This is a genomic window from Streptomyces adelaidensis, from assembly GCF_016598475.1.
Taxonomy (GTDB): domain Bacteria; phylum Actinomycetota; class Actinomycetes; order Streptomycetales; family Streptomycetaceae; genus Streptomyces; species Streptomyces adelaidensis.
Window position 1 is genome coordinate 55,784 of record NZ_JAEMUX010000031.1, and the last position, 19,354, is coordinate 75,137.

Genomic DNA, 19,354 nt, shown 5'->3' on the forward strand with positions numbered 1-19,354 from the left:
GGATGGTGGAGACCGCGGGCGGGGGGCCGGGCGACGGCGCCGCTGAGGTGCTCGACCGTCCGCTGCCCGAGGGCGTGCGCAAACGGGTCGTGCAGATCGTCTCGGACGGCTTCGGCGGGCTGACGGTCGCCGAACTCCCCGCGCAGCTCAGGCAGTACGCCCGGTTCACCCCGAACCGCCGGGTGAAGTTCGCCGGCAACGCGATGGCGGCCGCCGTGGAGAGCGACACGCTTTTCAGGCAGCGCATCTCGGAGCGGTTCCGGGAGGCCCACCCGGAGCTGGCCGGCGCCCTCGACACGGCCGCACCGCCGCCGGCCGCGGACCCGCTGGACGTGGCGGCCGCCGCCTACGTCCTGCGCCCCACCGGCTGGGTGAAGCTGGTCACCGCAGCCGGCGAGGAGGCCCAGCGGGCGGACGCCGAGCGGGCCGACGAGGAGAGCCGCGCCGAGCTGGAGCGGCTGCGTGAGCAGCTCGCCGAGGCCCGCGGCCACACCAAGACCGAGACGGAACGGCTGCGCGCGGAGCTGGATTCGGCCAAGAAGGACGCCGACTCGCTGCACCGCAAGCTCCGGGCCGCTTTCAGCGACGTCAAGCGCGGCGAGGCCGCCCTGCGCAAGCTGCACGCCGAGATGGACACCGTACGCGCGGAGAGTCACGCCCAGGTGTCCGCCGCCGAGAGCGAGTCCCGGCGCCTGAAGGCCCGGCTCGGCGAGGCGGAGGCCGCCCTGGAGGCCACCCGGCGGGCCGCCCGCGAGGGGCGCAGCGTCGAGGACATGCGCGTACGGCTGCTGCTGGACACCGTGCTGGACGCGGCCCAGGGGCTGCGGCGGGAGCTGGCGCTGCCGCCGGTCTCCGTGCGGCCCGCCGAGACCGTCGACGCGGTCGAGCCGGGACGGATGACGCCGAAGGACATCGCCGCCCGCGCGCTGTCCGAGAACGACCCCGCGATCCTGGACCAGCTGCTGGCGCTGCCGCAGGCGCATCTCGTCGTCGACGGCTACAACGTCACCAAGACCGGCTATCCGCAGATGCCGCTGGAGAAGCAGCGGCTCCGGCTGCTCGGGCAGCTCTCGCAGCTCGCCGCGCAGACCGGCGCCGAGGTGACGTGTGTCTTCGACGGGGCCGAGCTGGCCGCGCCGGTGCTGCTCGCGCCGCCGCGCGGGGTCAGGGTGCTGTTCTCCAAGCCGGGTATCACCGCCGACGAGTTGATCCGCCAGCTGGTGCGTGCCGAGCCACCCGGGCGGCCGGTCATCGTGGCGTCCACCGACCGTGAGGTGGCCGACGGGATCGCCAAGGCGGGCGCCCGGCCGGTGGCCTCCGTGGTGCTCCTCAAGCGCCTGACGCGCGGCTGAAATCCGACCCCGGCCGTAAAGTCCCGTACGTCCCATTGGGTTCGTATGCGCCAAGCGCAACATCCGTCGCTTGTGCCCGAATTGGCGAAACCTTCACGCAACGTACGGTCAATCGGCCATTACCACACGTGATTCGGGCGCGAAAAACTCATCACGTGGCAGAGATTTTTCACGCGGGGATTTGAACTGATCACAACAGGGTCACTAGGGTCAGGCGTCGAACCCTCCGCTCGGTTGATCGCTTCATGGGAAGTGACGGTGGAGGGGCACCGCCCACCGGCGTGTCGGTAGGCGGCTGAAGGAAGAAGGAGCTCGCCTCCGTGGCGTCCCACCGTCGACCGAAGCAGCCGAGCCGCACCCGCGTGACCGTGCTCACCACCGCGGCGGCCGCCGCCGTGGCCCTCACCTCGCAGGCGGCCAACGCCGCGCCCAGCGAGAAGCCGAGCAAGGACGAGGTCAAGTCCAAGGTCGACAAGCTCTACGAAGAGGCGGAGAAGGCCACCGAGAAGTACAACGGGGCCAAGGAGAAGCAGGAGAAGCTCCAGAAGGAGATCTCCACCATCCAGGACAACGTCGCCCGGGGCCAGGAAGACCTCAACGAGCTGCGTGAGGGCATAGGCCAGGCGGCCAGCGCCCAGTACCGCTCGGGCGGCATCGACTCCTCGATCCAGCTCTTCCTCTCCGCCGACCCGGACGACTACCTGGACAAGGCCGCCACGCTCGACCAGCTGACCAGCCAGCAGGTCGAGTCGCTCAAGAAGATCCAGGAGAAGCAGCGCTCGCTCGCCCAGCAGCGCGAGGAGGCCTCCGAGAAGCTGGAGGACCTCGCCGACACCCGCGAGACCCTGGGCAAGAAGAAGAAGGAAGTCCAGTCGAAGCTGGCTCAGGCCCAGAAGCTGCTGAACTCCCTGACGGCGGCCGAGAAGGCCGCTCTCGCCGCCGAGGAGGACCGCGCCACCCGCGACAGTGCCCGCGAGGCCCTCGGCTCCGACAGTCCCGCCCCCGGCCGCGCCTCGTCCGCGTACTCCGCCGCGCAGAGTCAGATCGGCAAGCCGTACGTCTACGGTGCCACCGGCACCGCGTCCTACGACTGCTCGGGCCTCACCTCCTGGGCCTACGCCCAGGCCGGCATCACCATCCCGCGCACCTCGCAGGCGCAGGCCAACACCGGCACCCGCATCTACTCGCAGGCCGATCTCCAGGTCGGTGACCTGGTCTTCTTCTACAGCGACATCCACCACGTCGGCTTCTACGCCGGCAACGGCCAGGTCCTCCACGCGCCGCGCTCCGGCGCGGTCGTCCGCTACGAGGCCATGAGCAACATGCCGTTCCAGTTCGGCGTGCGCGTCTGACACCCGCGGGCCCCCGAGGGGGCTCCCGCACGGCTTCCCGGCTCCGATTGTCACGCGTTGTGACAATCGGAGCCGTTCTGCTTCAAGATCAGGACACAGAGCCGCCCGAACGGGGGAATTCCCGTACCTCGTGCTGACCCCGTCCCCCGCTGGTGACCTGGGTCCAAGGCCAGGCGTCACGCTCTGTGTCCGCGGAGGTCTTTGGCTGTGGCGCGGTCACGCGGCTACTGTCGGCCGCGATTCCCTCACCCGCCGTGAGCGCACCCTTCCGGGGTGGTCTCCGGCCCCGGGGGAGGGCCCTGTCCACCGTCGAAGGGAGTGCGGCTTCCCGTGGTGTCCCACAGTCGTCTTGTACCGTCCGGGTTCGACCGGGGTGCGGCCGCCGCCCTGGGCGTGCTGTCGGCAGCGGCCGCCGTCCTCGGCGCCATCCCCGTCCAGCCGGCCGCCGCCGCGCCGCAGGACAACAACAGCCGGGCCGAGGTGGACCGGCTGTACGCGGAGGCCGAGCAGGCCACCGAGGCGTTCAACAAGGCCGACGAGCGCGCCGACAAGCTGCGCGACCAGGTCGGTACCGCACAGGACTCGATGGCCCGGCAGCAGGACCGCATCAACGCCATGCGGGACTCGCTGGGGTCGCTCGCCGGCGCCCAGTACCGCTCCGGCGCCGTCGACCCGTCGATCGCCCTGCTGTTCTCCGACGACCCGGACGACTACCTCGACAAGGCCGCCGCCCTGGACCGGATCAGCACCCACCAGGCGGGCGAACTGCACGACCTCCAGCAGGCCATGCGCGACCTCTCGCAGAACCGCGAGGAGGCCACCGGCAAGCTCACCGAGCTGGAGAAGAGCCGCAAGGCCGTCGCCAAGCACAAGCGGACCGTCGAGCGGAAGCTCTCCCTGGCCCGGCAGGTGCTCAACTCCCTCCCGGACGAGGAGCGCGCCGAGTACGACCGCGCCTCCCGCTCCGGCGGCTCCGGCCGCTCCGCGATGGAGACGCCCGACCTCTCCGGCGCCGTCGCCCCCAACGGCCGCGCCGCCGCCGCCGTGGCCGCCGCCCGCACCGCCCTCGGCAAGCCGTACGTGTGGGGCTCCACCGGCCCCGACGGCTTCGACTGCTCGGGCCTGATGGTCTGGTCGTACGGGCAGGCCGGCGTCGGGCTGCCGCGCACCTCGCAGGCCCAGCGGTACGCCGGCACCCAGGTCCCGCTCTCCGAGGCGCAGCCCGGCGACCTCGTCACGTACCGGCCCGACGCCAGCCATGTCGGCATGTACGTCGGCAACGGCCAGGTCATCCACGCCCCCTACCCGGGCGCCCCCGTCCGCTACGACCCCGTCGACATGATGCCGATCGCCTCGGTCACCCGCCCCTGACCGCCCTACGCTCCTTCGGCGGGCCGCCGTACGATCGGGCACGTGGCTGGTCGAAGGCGCGCGTTCCCGGGAGCCGCAGGAGTCTGCCTGGCGCTCGCCCTCCTCGTCGGCTGTGGCGGCGACGCGCCGCCCGACGCCGCTCGCGCCGACGTCGAGCGGATGCTCGACCGGCGGGCGGCGGCCGTCCTGGAGCGGGACGCTGCGGCGTACCGCTCCACCGAGGCGCCGACGGCCGCCCCGACCGGCCAACTGGCCACCGGGGCTGCCGAGTTCGCGAACCTCCGCGGTCTGCCGCTCACCTCCTGGTCGTACGACGTCACCGGCTTCGACCGCTCCGGCGACCGCGCCACCGCGGAGGCGGCCCTGCGCTACCGGATACGCGGCTACGACAAGGCGCCCGTCACCGCCGTACGGACGCTGTCCCTGGTCCGTGCCGACGGCGGCGCATGGCAGGTGGCCTCGGACGAGCCCTCGGAGAAGGGCACCGAGCAGCTGTGGGAGCAGGGGCCGATACGGGCCGTCCGGGGCGAGCACAGCCTCGTGCTGGGGGTCGGGCGGTCGCAGGGGACCCTGCGCGCGTACGCGGAGCTGGCGGACCGGGCCGTGCCCGCCGTGACCGAGGCGTGGGGCGAGGACTGGGCCCGGCGGGTCGTCGTCCTCGTACCGAAGTCCCTGGAGGGGATGGCGGGGCTGCTGGGGGCGCCCGCGTCCGGGTACCGGGGGATCGCCGCGGTCACCACCGGCGAGGCGGGGGGCTCGGCCAGGGCGCCCGCGGACCGGATCATCATCAACCCCGACGCCTACGCCGTCCTCGGCGCCTTCGGCAAACAGGTCGTCCTCACCCACGAGACGACCCACGTCGCCACCCGCGCCCACACCGATGCCGCCACCCCCCTCTGGCTCTCCGAGGGCTACGCCGACTGGGCCGGCTACCGCACGACCGGCCGCACGCCCTCCGAGGTGGCCCCGGAACTCCAGCGCGCCGTGTCGGAGGGCCACATCCCGGCCGCCCTCCCTAAGGACACCGCCTTCGCCTTCTCCGACGACTCGGGCGAACTCGCCCAGGCCTACGAAGGCGGCTGGCTGGCCTGCCGCATGATCGCCGACCACTGGGGCGAGGTCCGGCTCAACGAGTTCTACCGGGCCGTCGGCGAACACGGGAAGCGGGCCGGGGCGGTGGAGGGGGCGTTGAAGGAGGTCCTGGGGACGACCCTCGACGCGTTCACCGAGCGGTGGCGGGACTATGCGCGGGGGCAGCTGGGCTGAGCCCCGTGAGGGGCGCGGGCAACCGCGCGAGAACCACGTACGGCCCGCGGTCGGCCGGACGGCCGAACCACCTGCGCCGCCGTGGTCGTGCCGGCCGGGCTCAGGAGCCCAGGGGCTCCTTGGCGCGGGTCGGGCGGTCGGGGAGCGGCGTGGGCGTGGGGCGGGGGACCGTGTCGTGCCAGAGTTCGAACGCGGCGAGGAGGGCGGCGAGGACGAGAAGGCCGTTGCGGGTGAACAGGAGCGCGACGCCCAGCCAGTCGCTGGCCACCACGTGGCCGAACCAGATCGGGAACTCCAGGACGGTCACGAAGGACGCCGCCAGGACCATGCCCGCCGACAGCCCCATACGGCTGGCCCGGAAGCAGAGGGACACGGCGGCGAGGCCGACCAGCCACACCATGTACTGGGGGCTGATCACCCGGCTGGTGGCCGTGAACATCAGCACCGCCACGAACGCCGCGTCCGCGAGGGTGTGCGGGGCGAACCGCCGGGCCCGCACCCGCCACCACAGCAGCCACGCGAAGGCCGCCCCGCTGAGCAGCAGCGCAGCGTCGCTGACGGTGTCGACGTGGTCGCCGATGAACTCCACCGAGCCGTAGTTGAGCAGCACCTCCCCGTCCCAGCCGAACTGCCGGGCCACATGGAAGACGAGGGCGCCCAGCGACTCCACCTCGGTGCCCCGGTCGCGCTGGAAGGTCAGGAAGGCGAAGGCGCCGGGCATGGAGACGGCGAAGACGCCGGCCAGCGCGAGGCCGGTGACCGCCGCCCAGGCCCAGGCCGCGCGCTTCCGGGCGCCCAGGAGCAGCAGCGCCGGCCACACCTTCAGCAGGGCCGCGAAGGCCGTCAGCGCCCCCATCGCGCGCGGATGGCGGCTGCCGGCGAGGAGGGCGGCGACCGCCACCGCCGTCACCATCACGTCGTAGCGGGCGTACACGGTCGGGCCGAGCAGCGGCAGGCCCACCACCCACACCCAGGCGCCGCGCCAGGTCTTGCCGGGGCGGGCACCCGCGTACAGGAGCAGCGCGAGGACGGCCAGGTCGGCGAGGAAGGCGAGGACGAAGAAGGCCGACGCGTAGTCCAGGAAGGGCAGCAGCGCGGGGGAGAGGATCGCGAGGGCGGCGGCGGGCGGGTACTGCCAGGTGACGTCGTCCAGCGGATACGTTCCTGTACGCAGGACCTCGTACCAGCCCCGATAGATGACCGAGACGTCGCTGGTGACGTCCGGGCCCGGGAACACGTACACCTTGAAGACGAACAGCAGCAGGAGCAGCCGGGTCGCGCCCCAGGCCGTGAGCAGCCCGAACGGGAGCCGTCGGGTGCCCGTGATGTCCAGTTGAGCCACGTGAGTCCCTGTCCCTGTCCCGGTCCGTGTGCGCCGCGCTTCGCCCCTGTGGGGGACATGATCCCCCGTCGGCCTGTGAGGCGGCCGTGAAGCGTGGCCGGGCAGGTGGCCGAGGAGGGGGGCCGGTGCCCGTTCGGTAGGGTCGGCGGCGATGCACAAGACCTTGATCGTGACCAACGACTTCCCGCCCCGCCCCGGTGGCATCCAGGCGTTTCTCCACAATATGGCGCTGCGGCTGGACCCCGAACAGGTCGTCGTCTACGCCTCGACGTGGAAGCGCGGCCGGGAGGGCGTCGAGGCGACGGCCGCCTTCGACGCCGAGCAGCCCTTCACCGTCGTACGCGACCGTACGACCATGCTGCTGCCGACGCCCGCCGTCACCCGCCGCGCGGTCTCCCTGCTGCGGGAGCACGGCTGTACGTCGGTGTGGTTCGGCGCGGCGGCCCCGCTCGGCCTGATGGCGCCCGCACTGCGCAAGGCGGGCGCCCGGCGGCTGGTGGCGACCACCCACGGCCACGAGGCGGGCTGGGCGCAGCTGCCCGCCGCCCGGCAGCTGCTGCGGCGGATCGGCGAGGGCACGGACACGATCACCTACCTCGGCGAGTACACGCGCTCCCGGATCGCCACGGCCCTCACTCCGGACGCGGCCGGGCGCATGGTCCAACTGCCGCCGGGTGTCGACGAGAAGACCTTCCACCCGGACTCCGGCGGCGACGAGGTCCGCGCCCGGCTCGGCCTCACCGACCGCCCGGTGGTCGTCTGCGTCTCCCGCCTCGTGCCGCGCAAGGGCCAGGACACCCTGATCCAGGCGATGCCCGCCATCCTGGCCAAGGAGCCGGACGCCGTCCTGCTGATCGTCGGCGGCGGACCGTACGAGAAGGAGCTGCGGCGGCTCGCCCACGAGAGGGGGGTCGCCGGCGCCGTCCGCTTCACCGGCGCCGTCCCCTGGTCCGACCTGCCCGCCCACTACGGCGCCGGCGACGTCTTCGCCATGCCGTGCCGCACGCGCAGGGGCGGCCTCGACGTCGAGGGCCTCGGCATCGTCTACCTGGAAGCCTCCGCCACCGGCCTCCCCGTCGTGGCCGGCGACTCCGGCGGCGCCCCCGACGCCGTCCTCGACGGCGAAACCGGCTGGATCGTCCCCGGCACCTCCCCCACCCAGACCGCAGACCGCATCACAGCCCTCCTCGCCGACCCCGAACTACGCCGAAGCATGGGCCACCGCGGCCGAGACTGGGTCGAACAAAAATGGCGCTGGGACCTCCTGGCAGAAACCCTGAAATCCCTCCTGTAGCCCGGCCCCGCAGGGGGGCGCGGGCAACGGCGCGACCACCCCCGGACGGCCCGGCGGCCGCCTCCGATGCGCCCCTGGCACCCCTTGAGGCGCTGGAGCCGGCAGTGCCGCGAGCGGGCTCGAGCGCACCCTGCCGCAGCCCGGCCCCGCAAGGGGCGCGGGGAACGGCGCGATCAGCCCCCCACGGCCCGACGGCCGCCCCCGATGCGCCCCTGGCACCCCCTGAGGCGCTGGAGCCGGCAGGGCCGCGAGCGGCTCGAGCGGGCCCTGCCGCAGCCCCGCCCCATAAGGGGCGCGGGGAACTGCGCGACCCGCCCCAGACGACCAGCCCCAGACGACCCGCCCCAGACGACCCGCCCCAGACGACCAGCCCCAGACGACCCGCCCCAGACGACCCGCCCCAGACGACCCGCCCCAGACGACCCGCCCCAGACGACCCGCACCCGCCGCCCCGATGCGCACCCCGCACCCCCTGACGCGCCCCCCGGTCCGGCAGAGCACGGGACCGCAGTGACGCAAGTGAGCCAAGCAAAATCGGCCCCCCGCCCTCTTGGCAGAAACTTTGAAAACTCTCCCCCACCCCACAAGAGGCGCGAGGAACGGCGCGATCAGGCACAGACCAGGCACAGACCAACCCCCAGCCACACCCAAAGAGCCCCCCGCACCCCCCAACACGCCCCCAGTTCGGCAAAGCCCCTAGTCGGAGCCGAAAAATCCGCACATGCTGCGCACATGACAGCAAAACTGATGCAGCGTCAGCTGACGAGACGTCACATACTTGGTATGGCCGCGCTACAGACCGCGGCCACCCTCGGCCTCACCCGCGTCGGCCTCCAGTCGGCCAGGGCGGTCGAGCCCGAGGCAGTCGACACCGCCCCCGCGATCGTCATCGGCTCCGGCTACGGCGCCGCCGTCGCCGCCCTCCGCCTCGGCCAGGCCGGCATCCGCACGGTCGTCCTGGAGATGGGCAGACTCTGGAACACCCCCGGCTCCGACGGCAAGATCTTCTGCTCGACCAGGGAGCCGGACGAGCGGTCCATGTGGTTCAAGACCCGCACCGAGGCCCCACTCGCCACCTTCCTGTGGCTGGACGTCGTCAACCAGGACATCAACCCGTACCCCGGCGTCCTGGACCGGGTCCGCTACGCCAACATGTCCGTGTTCCTCGGCCGCGGCGTCGGCGGCGGCTCACTGGTCAACGGCAGCATGGCCGTCACCCCCCTCCAGTCGTACTTCGCCGAGCAGTTCCCGACCGTCAACACCGCCGAGATGTACTCCACGTACTTCCCGCGCGCCCGCGCCATGCTCGGCGTCAACACCGTCGACCCCGCCTGGTTCGAGTCCACGGAGTGGTACCGCTTCAGCCGGATCTCCCGGACCCACGCCGAGAAGACCGGCCTCAGGACCACCTTCGTACCGAGCGTCTACGACTTCGCGTACATGGAGCGCGAGGCGGCCGGCACCGCGACCAAGTCCGCCCTCGCCGGCGAGGTCATCTACGGCAACAACCACGGCAAGCGCAGCCTCGACAAGACGTACCTCGCCGCCGCCCTCGGCACCGGGAACGTCACCATCCACACCATGGAGCGGGCCAGGGGCATCCGCCGGCTCAGCGACGGCACGTACGTCGTCACCGTCGACCGCGTCGACGGCACGGGCACGGTCGTCGAGACCAAGGAGTACGGCTGCACCTATCTGTTCCTCGGCGCCGGCAGCGTCGGCACCACCGAACTCCTCGTCCGGGCCCGGGCGAAGGGCACCCTCCCGGCGCTGGACGCCGGCGTCGGCGCGGGCTGGGGCGGCAACGGCAACGTGATGCTCGGTCGGGCCAACCACCTGTGGGACACGGTCGGCGCGAACCAGTCGACCATGCCGGTCCTGGGCATCGACGACTGGGCCAACACGTCCAACCCCGTCTTCGCCGAGATCGCCCCGCTGCCCACCGGCCTCGAACACTGGGTCAGCCTCTACCTGGCGATCACCAAGAACCCGGAGCGCGCGTCCTTCACCTACGACGCCGCGAGCGACTCGGCGAAACTCGGCTGGAGCGCCGCCCAGAGCGCGGTCTCCGTCTCCATGGCCAAGAAGCTCTTCGACCGGATCAACTCGGCCAACAGCACGATCTACCGGTACGACCTGTTCGGCTCGTCCAACAAGGTGTTCGCCGACGACTTCACGTACCACCCGCTGGGCGGCTGCGTGCTGGGGAAGGCGACCGACGACTACGGGAGGGTCAAGGGGTATTCGAAGCTGTATGTCACCGACGGCGCGCTGGTGCCCGGCTCGATCGGGGTGAACCCGTTCGTCACGATCACCGCGCTCGCCGAACGCACGATGGCGCGGGTCCTCGCCGAGGACACCGCGCCATGAGCCAACCGGCCTGTGCGGGTCACTTCTGGTAGATCGCCTCGATCTCGTCCGCGTAGTCCTTCGCCACCACGTTGCGCTTGAGCTTCAAAGACGGCGTCAGGTGGCCCGAATCCTCCGTGAACTGGGAGGACAGAATGCGGAACTTCCGCACCGATTCCGCCTTCGAAACCGCGGCGTTGCCGTCGTCGATCGCGGCCTGGACGGCCGCGTTCAGATCGGCGTCCGCACTCAGCGACGCCGCGGTGGAGCCCGCGGGCTTGCCGTGCTCGGCGGCCCAACGGCCCAGGAACTCGTCGTCGATGGTGATCAGCGCGCCCACGAACGGCCGCCCGTCACCCACCACCATGCACTCCGCGACCAGCGCGTGCGCCCGGATACGGTCCTCGATCACGGCCGGGGCGACGTTCTTGCCGCCCGCGGTGACGATGATCTCCTTCTTGCGGCCGGTGATCCTGAGGTAGCCGTCCTCGTCGAGGGTGCCGATGTCACCGGTGTGGAACCAGCCGTCGGCCAGCGCCTCCTCGGTCGCGCCCGGGTTGTTCCAGTACTCCTTGAACAGGTGCTCGCCGTGCAGCAGCACCTCCCCGTCGTCCGCGATCCGGATGACGGAACCCGGCAGCGGCTGCCCGACCGTCCCGATCTTCTGGCGGTCCCAGGGATTGAACGCGGTCGCCGCACAGGACTCGGTCAGGCCGTAGCCCTCCAGGACCGTGAAGCCGATGCCGCGGAAGAAGTGGCCCAGGCGCTCGCCCAGCGGGGCGCCGCCCGAGATCGCGTACTCGCCCTTGCCACCCAGCACCGCGCGCAGCTTGCTGTAGACGAGCCTGTCGAACACCTTGTGCTTGATCTTCAGACCGAGGGCCGGGCCCGACGCGGTGTCCAGCGCCTTGCTGTACGCGATCGCCGTGTCCGCGGCCTTGTCGAAGATCTTGCCCTTGCCGTCCGCCTGCGCCTTGGCCCGCGCCGAGTTGTAGACCTTCTCGAAGACCCGCGGCACACCGAGGATCAGCGTCGGCCGGAAGGAGGCCAGCTCGTCGGTGAGGTTCTTGATGTCCGGTACGGTGCCCAGCTTGATCGGCGCCATCATCGGCGCGACCTGCACCAGCCGGCCGAACACATGGGCGAGCGGCAGGAACAGCAGGACACTGCACTCGCCCGTACGGAACAGCGGCCGTAGCCGCTCCACCACGTTCCCGCACTCGGCGAAGAAGCTGCGGTGGGTGAGCACACAGCCCTTGGGCCTGCCGGTGGTCCCGGACGTGTAGACGATGGTCGCCGGGTCGTCCGCCTTCGCCAGCGAGCTGCGCTCCTCGACGGCCTCGTCGGTGACGCCCTGGCCGAGGCGCCCCAGCTCCTCCACCCCGCCGCCCTCGATCTGCCAGACGTGCTTCAGCGCCGGCAGTTGGTCGCGCACCGACTCGACGGCCGCCGTGTGCCCGTCCAGCTCCACGATCATGGCGGTCGCGCCCGAGTCGGCGAGGATCCACTGCACCTGCTCCGGCGAGCTGGTCTCGTACACCGGCACGGTGACCGCGCCGGCCGACCAGATCGCGAAGTCCAGCAGCGTCCACTCGTATCGGGTACGCGACATCAGTGCGACCCGGTCACCCGGCTGGACGCCGGCGGCGATGAACCCCTTCGCGGCCGCCCGCACCTCGGTGAGGAACTGGACGGCGTCGACGTCCTGCCAGGCGCCGTCCACCTTGCGGGCGATGACGGCGACATCGGGATGCTGCGCGGCGTTTCTCCGGACGATGTCGGTCAGATTGCCGTCCGTAGGGACCTCGTACAAAGCCGGAAGGCTGAACTCGCGCAAGACTGCTGCTCCTCATAGGGCGCCGGCGCCACGACTCTGTGTGGGATGCGACGGTCCGGTCCAAGGCTGGGGCGAGCGCTCAGGTCCCCTTGGTTCCCTCACTGGTTGAAAACCTGAGCACAACTGGACTGCCCGGACGTTACCCGCCGGTATGGCTTCTCCGCGAGGGGGGTCCGGCGAGATGTTCTCCGCGTCACACATGGGGGGTTCTCCCCGGAACAATAATCCCCTCACTTACTGACTGGCCAGTAACCGGCGGGCCCGACCGGCTCTGTTCACGTATGCCGCACAGGCCTACGCTTGATCGTCATGGCACCCACACCAGGCGGAAACCGCAAGACACGCGTCCATGTGGTCAGCGACGTGCACGGCAACGCGCGCGACCTGGCCCGAGCGGGTGAGGGCGCCGACGCCCTGGTGTGTCTGGGTGACCTGGTCCTCTTCCTCGACTACGCCGACCACTCCCGCGGCATCTTCCCCGACCTCTTCGGCGTCGAGAACGCCACCCGCCTCGTCGAGCTGCGCACCGCCCGGCGCTTCGAGGACGCGCGCGAACTCGGCATCCGGCTGTGGGCGGGGGTCGGCGGGGAGCGGGCCGCCGTGATCGAGAAGGCGGTGCGCAAGCAGTACGCCGAGATGTTCGCGGCCTTCCCGACACCGACGTACGCCACCTACGGCAATGTCGATATGCCGATGCTCTGGCCGGAATACGCCGCACCGGGCACGACCGTGCTGGACGGCGAGCGGGTGGAGATCGGCGGCCGGGTCTTCGGATTCGTGGGCGGCGGCCTGCGGACCCCCATGCGGACCCCCTACGAGATCAGCGACGAGGAGTACGCGGCGAAGATCGAGGCGGTGGGAGAGGTCGACGTGCTCTGCACGCACATCCCGCCGGAGGTCCCTGAGCTGGTGTACGACATGGTGGCGCGCCGTTTCGAGCGGGGGAGCCGGGCGCTGCTGGAGGCGATCCGCAAGACAAGGCCCCGGTACTCCCTTTTCGGGCACGTCCACCAGCCGCTGGTGCGGCGGATGCGCATCGGGGCGACGGAGTGCGTGAACGTCGGGCACTTCGCCGGCAGCGGGAAGCCGTGGGCGCTGGAATGGTGAGTCTCCGCGCGCGGTAGCCTTCACGCTGCATATACGTGCCCACCCACCTCCCTCACCGGACAGTCCCTGGAGGAGCCACCGCGATGGCGGAATTCACCAGTTCGAGCATCACGATCGAGGCTGCGGCGGCCGACGTCATGGGAGTGATCGCCGACTTCGCCCGCTACCCGGACTGGACGGGCGAGGTGAAGGAGGCGGAGGTGCTGGCGACGGACGGCCAGGGCCGCGCCGAGCAGGTCCGGCTCGTCATGGACGCGGGTGCGATCAAGGACGACCAGACGCTGGCCTACACCTGGTCCGGGGCGAACGAGGTCTCCTGGACGCTGGTCAAGTCCCAGATGCTCCGCTCCCTCGACGGCACCTACATCCTCAAGCCGGTCAACGACACGGTGACCGAGGTGACGTACCAGCTCACCGTCGACGTCAAGATCCCCATGCTCGGGATGATCAAGCGCAAGGCGGAGAAGGTCATCATCGACCGGGCACTGGCGGGGCTGAAGAAGCGGGTCGAGTCGGACGCGCGGTAGCTCGGCGGGACGCGCGGTCGTGGGTGCGGGTCGTCCGTGGCCGGTCGCGCGGTTCCCCGCGCCCCTTTCGGGGCGCGGCCCCGGCTCGTCGGCTGCGGGCAGCCAGCGGTAACGGGTGTCCGCTGCGCTGAGTTACCGTTCACCCTCATGCGCACCATCCTGATCACCGGGCAAGGCGGCGGCGGCCGTACGACGGTCGCGGCGGCCACGGGGCTGGCGGCGGCGCGTGCGGGCACGCGGACGCTCGTGCTGAGCGCGGACCGGATCGACAGCCTGGGTGCCGTGCTGGGGCGGGCGACCGGGGCGGAACCCGTCCGGATCGAACCGAACCTCACCGCCTGGCGGCCCGACGCGGCGGAGGACTTCCGTGAGGACCTCGTCGCCTTCCAGGACCGGGCCACGTCCGTGCTGGACCTGCTGGGCGCCGGCCGGCTCGACGCCGAGGAACTCACACCCCTCCCCGGTGCCGAGGAACTCGCTCTCCTGCGCGCACTGCGCGACGCCGCGCTCTCCGACTCCTACGACCTGCTCGTCGTCGATCTGCCGCCCGCCCCGCAGGCACTCGCCCTGCTCGGCCTGCCGGAGGAGCTGCGGCGCTATCTGCGACGGCTGCTCCCGCCCGAGCGACAGGCCGCCCGCGCGCTGCGGCCGATGCTCGGACGCCTCGCCGGAGTGCCCATGCCGGCGGAGTGGCTGTACGAGACGGCCGGCCGGTGGGACGTGGAGCTGGCCGCCGTCGCGGCGGTGGTCGAGGACCCCGGCACGACCGTACGGCTGGTCGCGGAGCCGGGACCGGCCGGCACCGACCACGTACGCCTCGCGAGCATCGGACTCGCCCTGCGCGCCCTGCCCGTGGACACGGTCGTCGCCAACCGCATCCTCCCCGGGGCCACGCACGACACCTGGCTCGGCGCCCTGGCCGCCCAGCAGCGGAAGGCCGTCGAGGAGTGGCGGCAGATCCATCCCGTACGAGAGGTCGCCCACCTCGGCCGGGACCCGCGCGGCACCGACGACCTCGCCGCCCTCGACGCACCCGGCGCCGGTGACGCGCCCGCCCGCGTCGAGTGGCCCGTCATGGACCACCTCGGCGGCGAGGGCGTGCTCGTCTGGCACATCCCGCTGCCCGGCGCGATACGCGACGAGCTGGATCTCATCCGGCGGGGCGACGAGTTGGTCGTCACGGCGGGGCAGTTCCGCCGTATTGTTCCGCTGCCGTCGGCGCTGCGCCGCTGCACCGTCGACGGCGCGGCCCTGCGCGACGGCTGCTTGAGGATCCGTTTCGCGCCGGACCCGCAGTTGTGGCCCCGGACCCGGTGAACCGCATACGCCCGTTCGGGTAACGTCGAAGGTACGAACCGTAGGCAGGAGCCCGCCATGAGCGAAGAGCGCCCCACGTCCGACGCCGCTCGGGACGACGCGGCCGAGGAGGCGCGGACGGCCGAGCAGGCACACGCCGGCGACCGGGCGCGGGAGACCGACCGGCCCCGGGTGAGCGACTCCGACGCCTGGGCCACGGCGTGCGAGGAGGACCTCGCCGCCGAGAAGGCCCGCCGCCGGGCGCAGTACGGACCGCCGCCGGGCTCGGCAGCCGAGGAACTGCGCAAGCTGGTCGACACCGTCGCCGACAAGCTCTCCGGACTGCAGTCGCCGTTGCTCGGCGCGGTGGCCGGGGGAGCGGCCCAGCAGATGGTCACCCAGGTCGTCCGCCAGGCCAAGGCCGCCGTCGAACCCGTCATCGAGCGCAATCCGGACGTCTTCGACCATCTGGCCGCCGCCGGCAACGAACTGCTCGCCGCGTACCGCTCCGCCGTCGAGACCCAGGAGCGCCGCTGGACGAACCGGGACGCCGCCCACCGGGAAGGGCGCGGCGAGGGCGACGATCCGGGCCCCGGAGAACGCATCGACCTGGACTGACACCGGTCCCGTCCGCCCGGCGGACGCAGGGAGTTCCGGGGCAGGGCCTCGGGTACGGTTGGCCGTAGCGGGGCTCGACCGAAACTGAGGGATTCATGGGACTCACCATCGGCGTCGATATCGGCGGTACCAAGATCGCGGCCGGTGTGGTCGACGAGGAAGGCAACATCCTCTCGACCCACAAGGTGCCGACCCCGGGCACGCCCGAGGGGATCGTGGACGCCATCGCCGCCGCCGTCGAGGGCGCGCGAGCCGGACACGAGATCGTCGGTGTCGGTATCGGCGCGGCCGGCTACGTGGACCGTCAGCGTTCGACGGTCTACTTCGCCCCCAACATCGACTGGCGCAACGAGCCGTTGAAGGAGAAGGTCGAGACCCGCGTGGGCCTGCCGGTCGTCGTGGAGAACGACGCCAACGCGGCGGCGTGGGGCGAGTACAAGTTCGGCGCCGGCAAGGGCCACCGCAACGTCATCTGCATCACCCTCGGCACCGGCCTCGGCGGCGGCATCATCATCGGCAACAAGCTGCGCCGCGGGCACTACGGCGTGGCCGCCGAGTTCGGCCACATCCGCATGGTCCCCGACGGTCTGCTCTGCGGCTGCGGCAGCCAGGGCTGCTGGGAGCAGTACGCGTCCGGGCGGGCGCTGGTGAGGTACGCCAAGCAGCGCGCCAACGCCACCCCCGAACACGCCGAGATCCTCCTCGGCCTCGGCGACGGCAACCCCGACGGCATCGAGGGCAAGCACATCTCCATGGCCGCCCGCCAGGGCGACCCCGTCGCCGTCGACTCCTACCGCGAACTCGCCCGCTGGGCCGGCGCCGGCCTCGCCGACCTCGCCTCCCTCTTCGACCCGTCCGCCTTCATCGTCGGCGGCGGCCTCTCCGACGAGGGCGAACTGGTCCTCGACCCCATCCGCAAGTCCTACAAACGCTGGCTCGTGGGCGGCAACTGGCGCCCGGTCGCCGACGTCATCGCCGCGGAGCTGGGCAACGAGGCGGGACTGGTGGGCGCGGCGGACCTGGCGAGAGAACCCGACCCGATCATGTAACTCCCGGTCAGCGGCAGCCCCGCGCCCTTCAGGGGCGCGGGGCTGTACCGATATGCGGCTCCGCCGCGTGGGCGAGCAGCAAAGCCACGACGCACCGGCAGCCGCAAACGGACAAATGCACCCGAGCTCTTGGGCGTACATTGATCCACATGACGCCGCTGCCCAACTCCCGCACCAACCCCGACGGTTCGGCAACCATCCGCGTGCTCAGCTACAACATCCGCTCCATGCGCGACGACACCACCGCCCTCGCCCGAGTGATCACCGCCTGCGCCCCCGACCTGGTCCTCATCCAGGAAGCCCCCCGTTTCTTCCGCTGGCAGAAGAAACTCGCGAGGCTCGCCGCCGCCTCCGGCCTCGTCACCCTCTCCGGCGGCGCCACCGCCTCAGGCCCCGCGCTGCTGTGCGACCTCCGCGCCACGGTGGAACACACAGAGGACGTCCTGCTCCCCCTCACCCCCGGCCTGCACAGGCGCGGCTTCGCCACGGCAGTGGTCCGCTTCGGCCGCGCCCGCCTCGGCGTCCTGTCCTGCCACCTCTCCCTCCAGAAGGACGAGCGGTACGAGCAGGGCGGCCTGCTCCTCGACCACCTGGCCGGCCTGGGCGTGGCGCACGCGGTGGCGGGCGGCGACCTCAACGAACGCCCGGACGGCCGCACGTTCCGGCGCCTGGCGGGCGAACTCCAGGACTGCTGGACCACCACCCCCTGGGGCACGGAGTACACCTCCACGCCCACCGACCCCCACCAGCGCATCGACGCGATCCTGGCCACCCCCGGCGTAGAGGTCCTCGGCTGCGGCGTCCCCCTGGACCACCCCGGCATCACCGAGGACGACCTGAGGGCGGCCACGGACCACCTGCCGGTCCTGGCCGCCCTCAGAGTGCCCGCCGAGGCCTAGCCCGCGGCCGACGGATACTGCTTGACCTTGTCGACGACCGCCCAGCTGTCCAGGTACGAGAGCTGGGTGTACGTCTTCATGTCCTCGCCGTCACCCGAAGTGCGCTCGTCACGGAAACCGAGGAACTCGAAGGTCACCGGGTCGAAGATGAAGTAGCTCCCGGAACTCGGCACGCCTGCGGGGAGTGTGGAGTCGTCGTACGTGATGGCCACGCCGACCCGCCCCTTGGCGTCCTTCTGGTTCGGCACCGCCTTGACCCCCGGCACCATGCCCAGCGCCTCGTACGCCGCAGGCCGCAGCCCCTCCGGCGTCACCGGGACCAGCTTCAGCAGCCCGACGAGGCTGAAGTGGATCTGCGACCACTCCTGATCCGTGATCTTGTCCAGCGAGGTGTTCTTCTCCTTCAGCCCGAAGAACCTGTCCTGCATCTCGAGGATCAGCTGCTCCGGGTCGGTCGGCAGCGCCCGCAGCGTGCCCCAGTCCTGCGGCGGCCAGACGCTCTCGTTGTCCGCCAGCGGCGGTGACCACCACCCCTTGCCGATCTCCATGATCCAGGACCGCTTGGAGCCGTCCACTGACCGCCAGATCTCGTCGACGTGGGTCTTCGTCTTCCCGGTCTTCTGGTTGGTCTCCTTGATGATCTCCTTGGTGTAGATGAACTGGTCGTCCCGCGGGCTCACCGTCCGCTCGTGCTTCCGTGCGTACGCGGCCGCCCCATTGAGCACGGTCCGCGCGCTCACGTTCCGCATCGGCGGCGTACTCGCGACCGGCGGCTTCGCGGTCTTCCCCCGGCCGTCGCCGCCGTCGTCGGGCTGCACGGCGACCAGGACACCGACCGTCACCGCGCCGGTGACCACGCAGGTCAGCGCGATGCGCAGGACCGGGCGGCGGCGTACCGGTGAGGCGGGCCGGCCCGTCGTACGAGTCGCGCGGTCCGCACCGGGTGCGGTGATCGCGGCGACCAGGCGGGCCCGTCCCCGCCGCCGGGTCTCGTCGTCGAGCGGGGGAGCCCCCGCGTCGAAGGCGGCGAGGTCCCGCAGGTCCCTCGGTTCGTCGATGTCACGCATGGGCGTCTGCCTCTCGGAAAGCGGTCGGATCGGATCCGCCCAGTGCTTCGCGCAATCTGCCGCGAGCCCGGTTCAGCCGGGATCTGATCGTGCCGACGGGCACGCCGAGGGCCTGGGCCGCCTCCTCGTAGTCGAGGCCGGCCCAGGCCACCAGCAGCACCACATCGCGGTGCCGGGCGGACAGCCCGGCCAGCGCGGCGGCCAGGTCCCGGCGCACCCCCGTGGCACCGGCCCTGGCGACCGCCCGGTCCGCGACCGGCTCCTCGTGCTCCACCGGCACCGGCAGCCGGGACAGCGCCTTGAACCGGCGTGCCTCGGCCCGACGGTGCCGGCCCACGAGGTTGGTGGCGATACCGAACAGCCAGGGACGGGCGTCGGCCCGCCCCGGGTCGTACGTGTGCCGCCGCTGGAAGGCGGTGAAGAAGGTCTCCGCCGTCAGATCCTCCGCCGCCTCGGGACCGAGCCGCCGCGCCGCGTAACGGTGCACGGCGTCGGCGTACCGGTCGTAGAGGACGGCGAACAGCTCGGGCTCGTCCCAGGACCGCTCGATCACGCGGGCATCACTGTCCTCGCGATCCTTGTCGCGAGTGCCGACGCCCGGTGGTCCGACGGTCATCGGGGCTCCTTT

General features: G+C 71.7%; 16 protein-coding genes. 12 read left to right on the forward strand and 4 right to left on the reverse strand.

Features of this window, described 5'->3' with window-relative positions; translation table 11 throughout:
• Positions 1-2: 2 nt before the first annotated feature.
• The 4 genes from I8N67_RS19620 to I8N67_RS19635 all read left to right on the forward strand — a co-directional run bounded on the left by I8N67_RS19620 (position 3) and on the right by I8N67_RS19635 (position 5,341).
• Positions 3-1,352: an NYN domain-containing protein gene (locus I8N67_RS19620; protein WP_200304446.1), complete on the forward strand. Its 1,350-nt coding sequence runs from the start codon at positions 3-5 to the stop codon at positions 1,350-1,352.
• 320 nt (positions 1,353-1,672) lie between these two features.
• The gene (locus I8N67_RS19625) at positions 1,673-2,704 is read left to right on the forward strand and encodes a C40 family peptidase (RefSeq protein WP_200304447.1); all 1,032 of its coding nucleotides are present in this window, start codon (positions 1,673-1,675) and stop codon (positions 2,702-2,704) included.
• Between the two features lie 330 nt (positions 2,705-3,034).
• Positions 3,035-4,075 carry a C40 family peptidase gene (locus tag I8N67_RS19630; protein ID WP_200304448.1) on the forward strand — a complete coding sequence of 347 codons (1,041 nt, stop codon included), beginning with the start codon at positions 3,035-3,037 and terminating at the stop codon, positions 4,073-4,075.
• Positions 4,076-4,117: 42 nt separating this feature from the next.
• Positions 4,118-5,341: a Cif family virulence factor gene (locus I8N67_RS19635; RefSeq protein WP_200304449.1), complete on the forward strand. Its 1,224-nt coding sequence runs from the start codon at positions 4,118-4,120 to the stop codon at positions 5,339-5,341.
• Positions 5,342-5,441: 100 nt separating this feature from the next.
• Here I8N67_RS19635 and I8N67_RS19640 read toward each other — a convergent pair whose 3' ends face one another.
• On the reverse strand, positions 5,442-6,674 hold the full coding sequence (locus I8N67_RS19640; RefSeq protein WP_234045963.1) for a glycosyltransferase 87 family protein: 1,233 nt from the start codon (positions 6,672-6,674) through the stop codon (positions 5,442-5,444).
• A gap of 160 nt (positions 6,675-6,834) precedes the next feature.
• Here I8N67_RS19640 and I8N67_RS19645 point away from each other — a divergent pair, with 160 nt between their 5' ends.
• Together I8N67_RS19645 and I8N67_RS19650 are read left to right on the forward strand one after the other, a co-directional pair.
• A complete protein-coding gene (locus I8N67_RS19645) occupies positions 6,835-7,977 on the forward strand; it encodes a glycosyltransferase family 4 protein (protein WP_200304451.1) in 1,143 nt (380 codons plus the stop codon).
• A 747-nt stretch (positions 7,978-8,724) separates the two neighbouring features.
• Entirely contained in the window at positions 8,725-10,347 is a 1,623-nt protein-coding gene (locus I8N67_RS19650) for a GMC oxidoreductase (protein ID WP_504740369.1), read from the forward strand.
• A 19-nt stretch (positions 10,348-10,366) separates the two neighbouring features.
• On the opposite strand, the gene I8N67_RS19655 is transcribed toward I8N67_RS19650, so the two are convergent.
• Positions 10,367-12,163: an AMP-dependent synthetase/ligase gene (locus I8N67_RS19655; protein WP_200304453.1), complete on the reverse strand. Its 1,797-nt coding sequence runs from the start codon at positions 12,161-12,163 to the stop codon at positions 10,367-10,369.
• Between the two features lie 351 nt (positions 12,164-12,514).
• Here I8N67_RS19655 and I8N67_RS19660 point away from each other — a divergent pair, with 351 nt between their 5' ends.
• The 6 genes from I8N67_RS19660 to I8N67_RS19685 all read left to right on the forward strand — a co-directional run bounded on the left by I8N67_RS19660 (position 12,515) and on the right by I8N67_RS19685 (position 17,659).
• A complete protein-coding gene (locus I8N67_RS19660; RefSeq protein ID WP_200304472.1) occupies positions 12,515-13,270 on the forward strand; it encodes a metallophosphoesterase family protein in 756 nt (251 codons plus the stop codon).
• An 83-nt stretch (positions 13,271-13,353) separates the two neighbouring features.
• Positions 13,354-13,797 carry an SRPBCC family protein gene (locus tag I8N67_RS19665; protein ID WP_200304454.1) on the forward strand — a complete coding sequence of 148 codons (444 nt, stop codon included), beginning with the start codon at positions 13,354-13,356 and terminating at the stop codon, positions 13,795-13,797.
• Between the two features lie 147 nt (positions 13,798-13,944).
• Positions 13,945-15,114, forward strand: coding sequence for an ArsA family ATPase (locus I8N67_RS19670; protein ID WP_200304455.1), 1,170 nt, complete (start codon positions 13,945-13,947; stop codon positions 15,112-15,114).
• 57 nt (positions 15,115-15,171) lie between these two features.
• A complete protein-coding gene (locus I8N67_RS19675; protein WP_200304456.1) occupies positions 15,172-15,711 on the forward strand; it encodes a DUF5304 domain-containing protein in 540 nt (179 codons plus the stop codon).
• Positions 15,712-15,806: 95 nt separating this feature from the next.
• Positions 15,807-16,760 carry an ROK family glucokinase gene (locus tag I8N67_RS19680; protein WP_200304457.1) on the forward strand — a complete coding sequence of 318 codons (954 nt, stop codon included), beginning with the start codon at positions 15,807-15,809 and terminating at the stop codon, positions 16,758-16,760.
• A 149-nt stretch (positions 16,761-16,909) separates the two neighbouring features.
• Positions 16,910-17,659: an endonuclease/exonuclease/phosphatase family protein gene (locus tag I8N67_RS19685; protein ID WP_200304458.1), complete on the forward strand. Its 750-nt coding sequence runs from the start codon at positions 16,910-16,912 to the stop codon at positions 17,657-17,659.
• Here I8N67_RS19685 and I8N67_RS19690 read toward each other — a convergent pair.
• Both I8N67_RS19690 and I8N67_RS19695 read right to left on the reverse strand, forming a co-directional pair.
• On the reverse strand, positions 17,656-18,726 hold the full coding sequence (locus tag I8N67_RS19690; RefSeq protein WP_200304459.1) for a CU044_5270 family protein: 1,071 nt from the start codon (positions 18,724-18,726) through the stop codon (positions 17,656-17,658). The genes I8N67_RS19685 and I8N67_RS19690 overlap by 4 nt on opposite strands.
• Positions 18,719-19,342, reverse strand: coding sequence for an RNA polymerase sigma factor (locus I8N67_RS19695; RefSeq protein WP_200304460.1), 624 nt, complete (start codon positions 19,340-19,342; stop codon positions 18,719-18,721). The genes I8N67_RS19690 and I8N67_RS19695 overlap by 8 nt, the downstream gene beginning before the upstream one ends.
• Between the last annotated feature and the right edge of the window lie 12 nt (positions 19,343-19,354).